General features: G+C 59.6%; 13 protein-coding genes. 4 read left to right on the forward strand and 9 right to left on the reverse strand.

The features are described from left to right. Positions 1 to 37: 37 nt before the first annotated feature. The 5 genes from CXF97_RS04775 to hutC form a co-directional block, all read right to left on the reverse strand. Entirely contained in the window at positions 38 to 1,006 is a 969-nt protein-coding gene (locus tag CXF97_RS04775; protein WP_101156709.1) for an ABC transporter substrate-binding protein, read from the reverse strand. Positions 1,007 to 1,077: 71 nt separating this feature from the next. Further along, positions 1,078 to 2,550, reverse strand: a complete 1,473-nt coding sequence (locus CXF97_RS04780) for a cytosine permease (protein ID WP_101156713.1) — start codon at positions 2,548 to 2,550, stop codon at positions 1,078 to 1,080. A 141-nt stretch (positions 2,551 to 2,691) separates the two neighbouring features. Continuing rightward, a complete protein-coding gene (hutU, locus tag CXF97_RS04785) occupies positions 2,692 to 4,380 on the reverse strand; it encodes a urocanate hydratase (protein WP_101156715.1) in 1,689 nt (562 codons plus the stop codon). Between the two features lie 445 nt (positions 4,381 to 4,825). After that, entirely contained in the window at positions 4,826 to 5,398 is a 573-nt protein-coding gene (locus tag CXF97_RS04790; protein ID WP_101156717.1) for a HutD family protein, read from the reverse strand. Then, positions 5,395 to 6,105, reverse strand: a complete 711-nt coding sequence (gene hutC / locus CXF97_RS04795) for a histidine utilization repressor (protein WP_178081150.1) — start codon at positions 6,103 to 6,105, stop codon at positions 5,395 to 5,397. Before hutC ends, CXF97_RS04790 begins: the two co-directional genes overlap by 4 nt. Before the next feature lie 146 nt (positions 6,106 to 6,251). On the opposite strand from hutC, the gene CXF97_RS04800 reads away from it, so the two are divergent. Next, on the forward strand, positions 6,252 to 7,616 hold the full coding sequence (locus CXF97_RS04800; protein WP_101156730.1) for a formimidoylglutamate deiminase: 1,365 nt from the start codon (positions 6,252 to 6,254) through the stop codon (positions 7,614 to 7,616). Positions 7,617 to 7,735: 119 nt separating this feature from the next. Here CXF97_RS04800 and CXF97_RS04805 read toward each other — a convergent pair whose 3' ends face one another. After that, a complete protein-coding gene (locus tag CXF97_RS04805; RefSeq protein ID WP_101156732.1) occupies positions 7,736 to 8,305 on the reverse strand; it encodes a lipocalin family protein in 570 nt (189 codons plus the stop codon). A 29-nt stretch (positions 8,306 to 8,334) separates the two neighbouring features. Continuing rightward, a complete protein-coding gene (locus CXF97_RS04810; RefSeq protein WP_016772095.1) occupies positions 8,335 to 8,589 on the reverse strand; it encodes a hypothetical protein in 255 nt (84 codons plus the stop codon). Between the two features lie 281 nt (positions 8,590 to 8,870). Between CXF97_RS04810 and CXF97_RS04815 the strand changes: the two genes are divergently transcribed. The 3 genes from CXF97_RS04815 to CXF97_RS04825 all read left to right on the forward strand — a co-directional run bounded on the left by CXF97_RS04815 (position 8,871) and on the right by CXF97_RS04825 (position 11,586). Next, positions 8,871 to 10,763 (forward strand): methyl-accepting chemotaxis protein, encoded by a 1,893-nt coding sequence (locus tag CXF97_RS04815; RefSeq protein WP_218239540.1) that lies wholly within the window; start codon positions 8,871 to 8,873, stop codon positions 10,761 to 10,763. A gap of 221 nt (positions 10,764 to 10,984) precedes the next feature. After that, the gene (locus tag CXF97_RS04820; RefSeq protein WP_101156736.1) at positions 10,985 to 11,257 is read left to right on the forward strand and encodes a type II toxin-antitoxin system Phd/YefM family antitoxin; all 273 of its coding nucleotides are present in this window, start codon (positions 10,985 to 10,987) and stop codon (positions 11,255 to 11,257) included. Beyond that, the gene (locus CXF97_RS04825) at positions 11,254 to 11,586 is read left to right on the forward strand and encodes a type II toxin-antitoxin system RelE/ParE family toxin (protein WP_101156738.1); all 333 of its coding nucleotides are present in this window, start codon (positions 11,254 to 11,256) and stop codon (positions 11,584 to 11,586) included. The genes CXF97_RS04820 and CXF97_RS04825 overlap by 4 nt, the downstream gene beginning before the upstream one ends. 1 nt (position 11,587) lies before the next feature. Here CXF97_RS04825 and CXF97_RS04830 read toward each other — a convergent pair whose 3' ends face one another. Next, positions 11,588 to 12,190, reverse strand: coding sequence for a DUF924 family protein (locus CXF97_RS04830; RefSeq protein WP_101156740.1), 603 nt, complete (start codon positions 12,188 to 12,190; stop codon positions 11,588 to 11,590). A gap of 3 nt (positions 12,191 to 12,193) precedes the next feature. Further along, the gene (locus CXF97_RS04835; protein ID WP_007909265.1) at positions 12,194 to 13,204 is read right to left on the reverse strand and encodes a class 1 fructose-bisphosphatase; all 1,011 of its coding nucleotides are present in this window, start codon (positions 13,202 to 13,204) and stop codon (positions 12,194 to 12,196) included. Positions 13,205 to 13,390 lie beyond the last annotated feature (186 nt).

Here is a 13,390-nt window from a genome sequence, read left to right on the forward strand (position 1 = left end):
GTCCGGCTGCCGTAGCTGGCAGCCGGGGAATCCTGACCTACAAGGCCGCGTCGATTTGCCTGGCTGCGTCTGCACTGACCCACGCATGCCAGACTTCAGGATGTTCCTTGAGGAAGATTTTCGCCAGTTTTGCCGACTCGATACGTTCCTTGGCCATGCGCCCGAGGTTCTGGTTGAGCAAGTCGATCGGCAGGTTGACCTTTTCCAGCACGGCGACCAGCTCTGGAGCTTCGTCGTGAAAGGTTTTCGACAGGCCGACCTTGATGCTCACGGTCTTGTCGACGCCAGGTTTCTCTTCCAGTTTGACCGCATCGATCTGGCCCATCAGCGGGGTTGGCGACCAGTAGTAGAAAAGGATCGGCTCGCCACGCTTGTAACTCGACAGCACCGCCGCGTCCAGCGCAGGGCCGGTGCCCGGACGGAAGTTGGTGTAGCTGTTTTCGAGGCCATAGCTCTTGAGCATTTCGCTGTTGTCGAGCTCGCAGGTCCAGCCGGCCGGGCAATTATAGAAACGGCCCTTGGATGGCTCTTCAGCGTCCTTGAACACGGCGGAATACTTGCCCAGATCAGCGATGTTTTTCAGGTCCGGGGCTTTCGCCTCAAGCTTGCGCTTGGCGTCGCCTTCGATCACGTAACGCGGCACGTACCAGCCTTCGACCGCGCCGACTACCGGTGCGCCGACACCAACGACTTTGCCGGCCTTCTCGGCCTTGTTCCAGACCTCGCTGCGGCCGACCCACTCTTCGGCGAACACTTGAATGTCGTTGCTGCTCAGGGCGTTTTCCATGGTGATGGAATTGCCCGGCAGACTGTCGGTCTTGCAGCCGTAACCTTTCTCCAGCACCACTTGCAGCATGTCGGTCAGGAGCATGCCGCTCTCCCAGTTCAGCCCGGCGAATTTCACCGGTTTGCCCGATTCGCACCAGCCGGCGGCTTGCGTCGCACCGGCACTGGCCAACAGGCCCATGGACAGCAATGTGGTCAGCAGGGTCTTGTTCGATTTCATTGTCGTGACGCTCCTAATCATGAATGGGCTTACGGCAGTTCAAGAGGCATCCAGCCTGGTCCACGTCCAGATCAGGCCTGCGCCGCAGCGCGACCGGCCCCGCTCGTTTTTGCTTGTTGGGTGCTGTTCTGCTCGACCGGCAGAATCAGGCGATCGGGCACTGCGCTGTGCCACTTTTTCGCGCAGAGGTAATAGACGACGGCCGGCAGCAAGAGACCGATGATCCAGGAGATATCCACGTCACCGAGAGCGGCGACCAGCGGCCCGGTGTAGAACTTGGTCGAGATGAACGGCAACTGCACCAGCACGCCGAACACATAAACGCTGATGCCGAGCAGGTTCCAGCGGCCGTATCGACCGTTTGGATCGGCCAGCGCCGGCACGTCGTAGCGCTCGCGGGTGATGCAGTAGTAGTCGACCAGGTTGATCGCGCTCCACGGCGTAAAGAAGGCGAGCAGAAACAGGATGAAGGACTTGAACGCACCGAGGAACGAGTGTTGCCCGAGCAGGGCAATCAGCGTCGCCGCGCCGACAATGAACAGCACGAACACCAGCCGCTGCATACGAGTCACCGTCAGGTGCCCTTTGAAGCCACTGATGACGGTGGCGATGCACATGAAGCTGCCGTAGGAGTTGAGCGTTGAGATGGTCACCTTGCCGAAGGCGATGCTGAAATACAGCAGCGCGGCGGTGGCGCCGGTACCGCCGAGGCCGACGATGTAGGCGACCTCATGACCGGCGAATTGACCGTTGGCCGATGCGGCGGCAAACACGCCGAGAATCATCGCCACCTGGGCGCCGATCACCGAACCGGCACCGGCGGCGAAGAAGGTTTTCACCGATGAAGTGGCGCTCGGCAGGTAGCGCGAGTAGTCCGCCACGTACGGGCCGAAAGCGATCTGCCAGGACGCCGCCAGCGATACCGCCAAGAGGAAGCTGCTCCAGCTGAAGTGGCGGATCTGCAGGAGCGCGCCGACGTCGGTCTGGCTCATCAACCGCCAGAACAGGAACACGAAAGCGATCACGCCAATGACACTGGCGACGCGGCCGATCCAGTGGATCACGCGATAGCCAAGCACTGTGACCAGCACGATGACACTGGCGAAAATCAGGATGCCAACGCTGTCGCTGACACCGAACAACTGACCCAGCGCTTGCCCGGAGAGCACCGTCCCGGTAGCCGTGAAGCCCAGGTACATCAGGCACACCAGCACGATGGGAATCGCCGCGCCATAAACGCCGAATTGCACGCGACTGGAGATCATCTGTGGCAGACCGAGTTTCGGCCCTTGCGCAGCATGCAGCGCCATCACGCCACCGCCGAGCAATTGCCCGATCAGCAGACCGATCAACGACCAGAACACATCACCGCCCAGCACCACGGCCAGGGCCCCGGTGACGATCGCGGTAATCTGCAAATTCGCGCCCATCCACAGGGTGAACTGACTGAACAGACGACCGTGTCTTTCCGCTTCCGGGATGTAGTCGATCGAACGCCTTTCGATCAACGGTGTACTGCCTGCACGTTCGTTGTTAACCGCCATGATTCAACCTCTGTGGATTGTTATTTGGGTTGGTTCGCACACCTGTAGGAGCTGTCGAGTGAAACGAGGCTGCGATCTCTTGATCTTAAAAATCAACATCAAAAGATCGCAGCCTTCGGCAGCTCCTACAGTGCTTTTGCGTTATTTACCGGTGACCATCGGCAGATTCAGCCCCTGCTCTTTCGCGCAGTCGATCGCTATCTGGTAACCGGCATCGGCATGGCGCATGACGCCGGTCGCCGGGTCGTTGTGCAGCACGCGAGCAATGCGCTGGGCGGCTTCGTCCGTGCCGTCGCAGACAATCACCATCCCCGAATGCTGCGAGAAGCCCATGCCGACGCCGCCGCCGTGGTGCAGCGACACCCAGGTCGCGCCGCTGGCGGTGTTCAGCAGCGCGTTGAGCAGCGGCCAGTCGGAGACGGCGTCGGAACCGTCCTGCATCGATTCGGTTTCGCGGTTCGGGCTGGCAACCGAGCCGGAGTCGAGGTGGTCGCGACCGATCACTACCGGCGCCGACAGCTCACCGCTACGGACCATTTCGTTGAAGGCCAGACCGAGCTTGGCGCGCTGGCCCAGACCGACCCAGCAGATACGTGCCGGCAGACCCTGGAAGCTGATGCGCTCGCGGGCCATGTCCAGCCAGTTGTGCAGGTGCGCATCGTCGGGGATCAGCTCTTTGACCTTGGCGTCGGTTTTGTAGATGTCCTGGGGATCACCCGACAGCGCCGCCCAGCGGAACGGGCCGATGCCACGGCAGAACAGCGGACGGATATAGGCCGGCACGAAGCCCGGGAAATCGAAAGCGTTTTCGACGCCTTCTTCCTGAGCCATCTGACGGATGTTGTTGCCGTAGTCGAAGGTCGGAATGCCTTGTTTCTGGAACTCCAGCATGGCTTTCACATGCACCGCCATCGATTGCTTGGCGGCTTTGATCACAGCGGCCGGTTCGGTCTTGGCGCGAGCGCGATATTCGTCCCAGCTCCAGCCCGCCGGCAGGTAACCGTTGAGCGGGTCGTGGGCGCTGGTCTGGTCGGTGACCATGTCCGGGCGCACGCCACGCTTGACCAGTTCCGGGAGGATTTCTGCGGCGTTACCCAGCAGAGCGATGGAGATCGCTTTGCCTTCTTTGGTGTATTTGTCGATACGCGCCAGGGCGTCGTCGAGGTCTTTGGCCTGCTCGTCGACGTAACGGCTTTTCAGACGGAAGTCGATGCTCACCTGCTGGCATTCGATGTTCAGCGAGCAGGCGCCGGCCAAGGTGGCGGCCAGCGGTTGCGCGCCGCCCATGCCACCGAGGCCGGCGGTGAGCACCCAGCGACCCTTGAGGTCAGCGTTGTAATGCTGGCGACCGGCCTCGACGAAGGTTTCGTAGGTGCCCTGAACGATGCCCTGGCTGCCGATGTAGATCCAGCTGCCGGCGGTCATCTGGCCGTACATGGCCAGGCCTTTGGCGTCGAGTTCGTTGAAGTGCTCCCAGCTCGCCCAGTGTGGCACCAGGTTGGAGTTGGCGATCAGTACGCGCGGAGCGTTGCTATGGGTCTTGAACACGCCGACCGGTTTGCCCGATTGCACCAGCAGGGTCTCGTCGTCGTTGAGGTTGGTCAGGCTTTCGACGATCTTGTCGTAGCACTCCCAGTTACGCGCAGCGCGTCCGATACCACCGTAAACCACCAGCTCTTTCGGGTTCTCGGCAACTTCCGGGTCGAGGTTGTTCATCAGCATGCGCAGCGGCGCTTCGGTCAGCCAGCTCTTGGCGGTCAGCTTGTTGCCGCGGGCGGCGCGGATCTGCACATCACGAAACTTGTTGCTGTTCTGGGTATTGTCAGTCACGAAAAAGACTCCTCAGCGATCAATTCAAACCAACCCTGGCAGTGGGCAGCAGCCTGCGCGCCTCGATGCGCGACAAGCGAATCAGTGGACGCTGCGGAGAGTCTCGGACGACTCATACGCATACGTCTTTACTTGTACATACAAGCATATGCAATCAAGCGGCCAACTCGCTGAAAGGGCGTTCAGGAAAAATCACAGGCAAGGCTGGAGAGCGCCTGAGTCGCGGGTTCTGGCGTGGATGAAATTTTCTGGATGGGTATTACGAGGCGATGCGATATGGCCAAGCGAACGTGGTTTTGCGCCACGCTGGGGCGTTCGGTAACAAGTTGGTGCGGATTTTGGGAACAACCAAAATCAAAAGATCGCAGCCTTCGGCGGCTCCTGCAGGGTGTACTCAATCCCACTGTAGGAGCTGCCGAAGGCTGCGATCTTTTGGATTTTCGAATCAGCGTGCAGTCAGTTCAATGACACAACAGCCAGCATCAACGCAGACTTCAACAAGCCCCGAATTACCGTCCAGTTGCAAACAATCATGCCGCCCCAATTTAGACGCGCCGTCACCAACCCGCACTTGGAGCAAGTCACTGACACTGAACACCAGCACCGTCGATGCCGAGCTGAAAAACCGCTGCTCCCCCTCCAGCCAGTGCAACCGCGCGCTGTAACGCTGCGGCGCGTAGATCAGATTGAAGTCGCGAATCGCACCGCCCAGCAGCGTGCACGACACCTGACTTTCGCCGCTGAAGGCATACGGGTCGAGCGGTAACAGTGGGCGGGTATCGTCACCGTCGACGCACAGGATCATGCCGTCACCTTGCAACACGGTGATGACCCGCTGATAACCGGCGAACATCGAAAAACCGCCGGATTCGGCAATGTCGGCAATCGACAGGCGCCAGCCGAAACCGTCGAGCCCTGCACCGGCGTCACGGGTGATTTCTTCGGTGCTGCCGCCGCCGTTTTTCCACGGCATGCGCGGGTAGCCTGTGGCGCGCAGAACCTTCAGTTCGAAATTCATTTATGGAACCGCCCTTCCAGACGATGGCGCGAACCCGGGTGAATCAGTCGCGCCGCGGTCACCGGCTGCCGCCCCGACCACGTGCGGCGACGAATCAGCAGGCACGGCTCACCCTTTTCAATCTGCAGCAATTTGCACTCGGACGGCTCAGCGAGAATCGCCTCGACCACGTGCTCGCCCTCGGTCAGCGGCGCAACCTGATTGAGATAGGCGTAGGGCGTTTGCAGGGTGAAGTCCTGCTTGAGGTATTCCGGCGCGACCAGGGCGTTGACGAAACGGTCTTCGATTTGCACAGCAATGTCGTTTTCGTAATGCACGATCAGCGAGTGGAAGACCTTCTGCCCTTCGCGCATGTCCAGTGCCAACGCGCGCTCGGAGCCGGCGGCCTCTTCTTCCAGGGTGATGACCTGGCAGGTGTGGCGATGGCCGCGCGAGGCGATTTCATCGGCGATGTTGTGTACTTCAAACAGCGCAGACTGGCTCTTCGGTTCAGCAACGAAAGTGCCGACACCCTGCATGCGCACCAGCAGGCCGTCGGCGGTCATCTCGCGCAGGGCGCGGTTGATGGTCATGCGGCTGAAGCCGAGCTGGCTGACCAGTTCGCTTTCGGACGGCACGCGGTAGTGCGGCGGCCAGTTACCGCTGTCGATCTGCTGGGTGATCATCTGTTTGACGCGGGCGTACAAGGGCGCCGGACTGTCGCCCATGTTCGCGGCCAACGGAGAAACTGGAGGCGGAGTCGGCACGGTTGATCCCTGTTCATTGGATGAAAGTGACTAGCTTGCCGGAGTTTACCGGGCAGGCAAACGTCTGTATATGTATATACAAATTACACACGATGGGGTGCCGAACGATGTCCGCCTTCTTTGCCGAACGCGCGCTGCTGCCTGATGGATGGGCCAACAATGTACGTCTCGACGTCAGTGCCGACGGCCTGTTGACTCGAATCCAGGCCGATTCCACTGCAGACGGCGCCGAACGGCTCTGCGGGCCGTTGCTGCCTGGGATGCCGAATCTGCACTCCCACGCCTTCCAACGCGCCATGGCTGGATTGGCCGAGGTGGCCGGCAACCCCAACGACAGTTTCTGGACCTGGCGCGATCTGATGTATCGCCTCGTCGGAAAAATCAGCCCCGACCAGCTCGGCATCATTGCCCGTCAGCTGTACATCGAAATGCTCAAGGCCGGTTACACCTCGGTCGCCGAATTTCACTACGTGCACCACGACAGCAACGGCCAGCCTTACGCCGATCCGGCCGAGCTGGCGGTGCGCATCAGCCAGGCCGCCAGCGAAAGCGGCATTGGTCTGACCCTGCTGCCGGTGCTCTACAGCCATTCCGGTTTCGGTGGCCAGATGCCAAACGATGGCCAGCGTCGCTTTATCAACAGCACTGAAAACTATCTGAATCTGCAAGCGCGTTTGCAGCCGTTACTGGCGCAGCAAAAAGCGCAGTCGCTGGGTCTGTGTTTCCATTCGCTTCGCGCAGTCACCCCGCAGCAGATCAGCGAGGTGTTGGCGGCCAGTGACAAACACTGCCCGGTGCATATCCACATCGCCGAACAGCAAAAGGAAGTCGACGACTGCCTGAGCTGGAGCGGTCGTCGTCCGTTGCAATGGCTGTACGAGAACATCGAAGTCGATCAGCGTTGGTGCCTGGTCCATGCGACGCACGCCAATTCCGAAGAGGTCACGCTGATGGCCGACAGTCGCGCAATCGCCGGGTTGTGTCTGACCACTGAGGCGAATCTTGGCGACGGGATTTTCCCGGCGGTGGATTTTCTCGCCCAGGGCGGGCGCATGGGTATTGGCTCCGACAGCCATGTCTCGCTGAGCGTGGTGGAAGAGTTGCGCTGGCTGGAATATGGCCAGCGCCTGCGCGATCAGCGGCGCAATCGCTTGTATGGCGCGCAGCAACCGATGGTCGGTCGCACCCTGTATGACGCGGCGCTGGACGGCGGCGCGCAGGCGCTGGGGCAGCCGATTGGTGCGTTGGAAATCGGCAAGCGCGCGGACTGGATCGTGCTTGACGGCAACGATCCGTATCTGGCGACGGCTTCGGGGGACGGGATTCTGAATCGCTGGCTGTTCGCCGGTGGCGATCGGCAAGTGCGTGATGTGCTGGTCAATGGCCAGTGGGTGGTGCGCGATGGCCGGCATGCCGGCGAAGAGGATAGCGCCCGAGCCTTCACCCAGGTTTTGCGCGATCTTTTAGGCTGACCCAAAACGACTGTGGGAGCGGGCTTGCTCGCGAAAGCGGTGCATCAGTCAATATTCATCTCGACTGATACACCCTCTTCGCGAGCAAGCCCGCTCCCACATTTGATGTGTATCGAAGCTTAATTCGAAGTCTTGGCCATCTGCCGATCCGACGCGCGCCAAATCAGGCGTGTGGTGTCGTATCCCTGCTGCCGCGCCTTGCTCAGCAGCTCTTCGCGCACTACGCCGTTGACGGTCGGCGTGCGTGACAGCAGCCACAGGTACTTGCGACTCGGATCGCCGACGATGGCGGTCTTGTAATCGTCGCTGACGTACAACACCCAGTACTCGCCCTTCGCCACGCCCGGCACCAGGCGCGAGAACCAGTTATCGAATTCGACCCAGAGTTTGTCGGTCTTGCCCGGCACCTGTGGATAAGCCGTGCCTTTGGCTTCTTCCCACTGCCACTGCGGGGTCAGGCAACGGTTGAGCACACCGATGTTGCCGTCAGGCTTGAGGCTGTAGTGGGCTTCGGATTGCGCGCAGTGGCGCTGGAAGTACATCGGCAAGCGTGCCAGTTCATACCAGGTGCCTTGATAACGCTTGAGATTGACGCTGTCGACGGTCTTCGGCGCCAACGGGTCGACGCCGGAAGTGGCGCAGCCAGCCAGTACCAGGCCAGCAAAAAGGATCAGCAATAACCGCTTCATTTTTTTCTCCGTGGGCGCGAAGCCCCGGTTTACTTCAGGCCTTGGCCGGAAAACATCAGCACTTTGTCACCGGCGTACTGCACGCTGATAAAGCTGTTCTTGTCGCCCCAGGTGCAGCTGGACATACCGAGCGCGCCCGAGCAATCGGTGGGCTTGCCGAGAAGGGTTTCCACTTCGGACTTGGCCATGCCGGCCGAGAGCTTCGAGTAGTTTTCCTGATTGACCTTGCTGCATGCGGCCAACAGCACGCAAAACGACAGCAGGGCGATAGATCGCAGCGACATGGTGAAACTCCTGAAACGAGGGGGGATGGCATGGTGCCAACCAGAAGCTTAGAAGAGCAAAGTGTCATCTGGTTCCGTGAGCGAACGCCTATTTATCAGCCCGCCCGTCTGGCTTTTGCCGATAAATCAAAAACTTTGTGAAGCCGTCGAGCATTTCGTCGACTTTGCGCACACGCGCCTAATCTTTGGCGCGGCGCGGTCGAAATAAGAGCAGCGCAACGCTGCCGAATATGGCAAATTGCCGCCCTTTCCTGACCAGCCCATTCGCGGTAGTTCACTCGATGACCAGAAACATGAAATTCAGCCACAAAATCCTGTTGGCTGCCGCCCTTGTGGTGGCCGTTGCGTTCGCCTGTTTCATCTTTTTCAACGACTATCGCCAGCGTCAGGCCTTGAGCAGCAGCACCGAAGCGACCATGCAGGAGCTGGGCAGCCTGACCACCAGCAACATCCAGACCTGGCTGGAAAGCCGTATCCAACTGCTGCAATCGCTGTCGCAGCAGGTCGCCGTCGACGGCAATGCGCCCGCCAGCCTCAAGCGCATCATTGACCTGCCTGCGTACACCGGCAATTTCCAGCTCAGCTACTTCGGTGGCGCTGACGGCGTGATGTTCTCGGTGCCAGCGGGCAACCGCGCGCCGGACTACGACCCACGCGCGCGTGGCTGGTACAAAGCGGCCAACAGCGCACAACAGACCATCGTCACCGAACCGTACATCGCCGCTTCGTCAGGCAAACTGGTGATCACCGTCGCCACCCCGGTACAGCGTCAGGGCCAGATGCTCGGCGTGGCCGGGGCCGACATTGATTTGAGCAGCGTCAGCGCGATCATCAACTCGCTGAACTTCGGCGGCCACGGGCACGCATTCATCGTCAGCGCCGAAGGCAAGATCCTCATCCACCCGGACAGCAAACTGGTGCTCAAGACCCTCGCCGAGGCTTATCCAAACGGCGCCCCACACGTCAGCCCGGGCCTGAAAGAAGTCGAGTTTGACGGCAATACCCAGTTGATTTCCTTCACCCACGTCAACGGCGTGCCGTCGGCTGACTGGTACGTGGCGCTGGTGCTCGACAAAGACACCGCGTTCTCGATGCTCAGCGAATTCCGCACCTCGGCACTGATCGCCATGGTCATCGCCGTGCTGATCATCATCGGCCTGCTCGGCATGCTCATTCGTGTGTTGATGCAGCCGCTGCTGACCATGGGCCGTGCAATGCATGACATCGCTGAAGGCGAAGGCGACCTGACCAAGCGTCTGGTGATTCATGGCAACGATGAATTCGGCGCACTGGGCACGTCGTTCAACCGCTTCGTCGAACGCATTCACACTTCGATCCGCGAAGTGTCGTCGGCCACCGGCCAGGTCAACGAGGTCGCCCTGCGTGTGGTCGCTGCCTCGAACTCGTCGATGTACAACTCCGACCAGCAGGCCAGCCGCACCAACAGCGTCGCCGCGGCGATCAATCAGCTCGGCGCCGCCGCCCAGGAAATCGCCCAGAACGCTGCCCTCGCCTCGCAGCATTCCAGCGATGCGCGCAGCCTCGCGGTCGACGGCCAGCAAGTGGTGGATAAAACCATCCACGCCATGCAACAGCTGTCGGCAAAGATCAGCGACTCTTGCGGCAACATCGAAACGCTGAACAGCAACACGGTGAACATCGGCCAGATTCTCGAGGTGATCACCAGCATTTCCCAACAGACCAACCTGCTCGCGCTCAACGCTGCCATCGAAGCCGCGCGCGCCGGTGAAGCCGGACGCGGTTTCGCCGTGGTCGCTGACGAGGTGCGCAACCTCGCGCACCGCACCCAGGATTCGGCGCAGCAAGTGCAAAAGATGATCGAAGAGTTGCAGGTCGGTGCCCGCCAGGCGGTGACCATCATGACCGAGAGCCAGCGCGAGAGCGAAAGCAGCGTCGGCATCGCCAATCAGGCCGGCGAGCGCCTGGACAGCGTGACCCAGCGCATCGGCGAGATCGACGGCATGAACCAGTCGGTGGCCACTGCCACCGAGGAACAAACGGCCGTGGTCGAGTCGATCAACGTTGATATAAACGAGATCAACACGCTGAATCAGGAAGGCGTGGAGAACTTGCAGGCGACGTTGCGCGCGTGTTCGGATCTTGAGCAGCAAGCCGCGCGGTTGAAGCATCTGGTCGGCAGCTTCAGGATCTAAGCCGCGGCCTCAGGCTTCCTCGCGAGCAGGCTCGCTCCCACAGGGATCTCCGGTGGTTACACAATTTGAGTGCACCACCAAATCCTGTGGGAGCGAGCCTGCTCGCGAAGGCGGCAGCAGCGACGAAAACGTTTCGAACTGAAATACGCTTGGTCAGCCCGTACAGACTATGGACCAAATTAAGACTAAACTCAGCCCTGTTCAATTTGGCAGGGTTCATCATGAAGCTTTCTTCGCAAATCAAACCGATCAGTTACCTGAAAAGCCATACGGCCGAGATCGTCAAATCAATCACTGAGAGCCGCGAGCCGCTGGTAATTACCCAAAACGGTGAAGCCAAGTTAGTCGTTATGGATGTGAAGAGTTTTGAAGAGCAAGAAGGCACGATGGCCTTGCTCAAATTGTTGGCGATGGGTAATCGGGAGATTGAGGAAGGCAAGTTCAATGACGCTCAAGATGTCTTTGCCGAACTGGATAAGGCCGATCATCAATGAGTTTAAAGGTGGTTATCCTTCAGTCCGCTCAAACAGATCTCAAAGAAATTCGCACGTACCTCGTCAAAGAATTCTCCAGCCAGATTTGGCAAAAAACCTATGCCGATCTCAAAATTTCGATTCTTGGTCTTGCAGATCTGCCTTATTCAGGATCGATTCCCGAAGAGATCGAAAAGCTCAATCTCGGCCAGTATCGGCAAATCATTTCAGGTATGAATCGGATTATTTATGAGGTGCGAGAAAAAACGGTTTTCGTCCATATCATTGTCGATACGCGAAAAAGCCTACCGGCACTGTTGATGAAACGGCTTCTACGAGGCAATCCTTGATTTAGAACCAGGATCCGGGTTGACCAAGAAACTCCAACTCCTCCACCGTAGACTCCCGCCCCAACACCGCATTGCGGTGCGGAAACCTGCCAAACCGGGCAATCACCTTCTGATGCCGCTCGGCATAATCCAGATTGTCGGCGAACACCGCCCGCTCCGTTTCCGGCTGTTCAGCCACCAGGGCCATGAATCGCGAGACGGTTTCGTTCTGCACCGCGAGGTTTTCACAGTGTTCGAACACCAGGTAAATGAACACGCGCTGAATCGGCTTCAACTGCCGATCAAAATCCGCCGCAACGCCCTGCGCGACAAGCTTCTGCGCACGTAAATCGCCGGAAAATGCTTTGGGAGTGTCGCGATAGATCATGCGCGGCAGCTGATCGAGCAGCAGCACCAGCGCCAGCCAACCGTCGGGACGTTGCGTCCACTCGGTCAATTCGCCAGCCAGGGCCTGATCGACAAAGACCCCGAAACGCGTCTGCGCTTCGAGGTCTTGGCTGTTTCGCTTGCCGAACCACAACTTGCCCTTTTCGGCCGCTACTTCGTTGGCTGATTCGGCATGTCCGAACCACCAGTCGAGCAACGGCTGCCAGGGCGCGTGCATGGTTTATTCCTTGTGGTAGGCCGTGGCGCGGGCAACTTCTTCTTTCGAGCCGAGGAACACTGCAACGCGCTGGTGCAGGCCTTCCGGCTGGATGTCGAGAATGCGCTGGTGACCGTCGGTGGACGCGCCGCCGGCTTGTTCGACGAGGAACGACATCGGGTTGGCTTCATACATCAGGCGCAGCTTGCCGGGTTTCGACGGCTCGCGGCTGTCGCGCGGGTACATGAACAGACCACCACGGGTCAGGATGCGGTGCACGTCGGCAACCATCGCCGCGACCCAACGCATGTTGTAGTTCTTCTTCAACGGGCCTTCTTCACCGGCCAGCAGTTCGCCAACATAGCGCTGCACCGGGGCTTCCCAGTGACGCTGGTTGGACATGTTGATGGCGAATTCCTGGGTGCTTTCCGGGATGGTGATGTCTTCGTGAGTCAGGACGAAGCTGCCCATTTCGCGGTCCAGCGTAAAGCCTTTGACGCCGTCGCCCAAGGTCAGCACCAGCATGGTCTGCGGGCCGTAGATGGCGTAACCGGCGGCCACTTGCTGGGTGCCTGGCTGCAGGAAGGCTTTTTCGTTCAGCGGCTCGTTCTGGCTCAGGTATTCGTTCGGGCAACGCAATACCGAGAAAATAGTGCCGACCGGGGCGTTGATGTCGATGTTCGACGAGCCGTCCAGTGGGTCGAACACCAGCAGGTACGCGCCTTTCGGGTATTTGCCCGGGATCTGGTAGGCATTGTCCATTTCTTCGGACGCCATACCGGCCAGGTGACCGCCCCATTCGTTGGCTTCGAGCAGGATCTCGTTAGAGATCACGTCGAGCTTCTTCTGCACTTCGCCTTGCACGTTCTCGGTGCCCATGCTGCCCAGAACACCACCCAGGGCGCCTTTGGATACGGCGTGGCTGATCTCCTTGCAGGCACGCGCCACCACTTCGATCAAAAAGCGCAGATCGGCAGGAGTGTTGTTGCTGCGGGTCTGCTCAATCAAATAGCGACTCAAGGTAACGCGGGACATGGACGGCTCCGGTGGAATGGGGGGCTGAAAACCCGCGCAGTTTACAGGGAGTCTGAAAACCTAGCGAGCGAAGACGCCGGCTAACGTGCGCCTGGGTGTATTTGCCTGTATGAGACGTGATTGTCGGTGGAGAGTTCAGGTGTCGGATTGAGCGTAGTTCGAAATCGGACGAAGGTGATTGGCTTG

It is taken from the genome of Pseudomonas sp. Choline-02u-1 (genome assembly GCF_002836515.1).
GTDB lineage: Bacteria > Pseudomonadota > Gammaproteobacteria > Pseudomonadales > Pseudomonadaceae > Aquipseudomonas.

Coding starts and splice junctions, on each gene's coding strand:
- hutC (WP_178081150.1), bottom strand. CDS start 6,105: ATGGGCGACAGTCCGGCGCCCTTGTACGCCCGCGTCAAACAGATGATC.
- CXF97_RS04780 (WP_101156713.1), bottom strand. CDS start 2,550: ATGGCGGTTAACAACGAACGTGCAGGCAGTACACCGTTGATCGAAAGG.
- CXF97_RS04825 (WP_101156738.1), top strand. CDS start 11,254: ATGAGTTTAAAGGTGGTTATCCTTCAGTCCGCTCAAACAGATCTCAAA.
- CXF97_RS04790 (WP_101156717.1), bottom strand. CDS start 5,398: ATGAATTTCGAACTGAAGGTTCTGCGCGCCACAGGCTACCCGCGCATG.
- CXF97_RS04820 (WP_101156736.1), top strand. CDS start 10,985: ATGAAGCTTTCTTCGCAAATCAAACCGATCAGTTACCTGAAAAGCCAT.
- CXF97_RS04835 (WP_007909265.1), bottom strand. CDS start 13,204: ATGTCCCGCGTTACCTTGAGTCGCTATTTGATTGAGCAGACCCGCAGC.
- CXF97_RS04815 (WP_218239540.1), top strand. CDS start 8,871: ATGACCAGAAACATGAAATTCAGCCACAAAATCCTGTTGGCTGCCGCC.
- CXF97_RS04805 (WP_101156732.1), bottom strand. CDS start 8,305: ATGAAGCGGTTATTGCTGATCCTTTTTGCTGGCCTGGTACTGGCTGGC.
- CXF97_RS04800 (WP_101156730.1), top strand. CDS start 6,252: ATGTCCGCCTTCTTTGCCGAACGCGCGCTGCTGCCTGATGGATGGGCC.
- CXF97_RS04830 (WP_101156740.1), bottom strand. CDS start 12,190: ATGCACGCGCCCTGGCAGCCGTTGCTCGACTGGTGGTTCGGACATGCC.
- CXF97_RS04810 (WP_016772095.1), bottom strand. CDS start 8,589: ATGTCGCTGCGATCTATCGCCCTGCTGTCGTTTTGCGTGCTGTTGGCC.
- CXF97_RS04775 (WP_101156709.1), bottom strand. CDS start 1,006: ATGAAATCGAACAAGACCCTGCTGACCACATTGCTGTCCATGGGCCTG.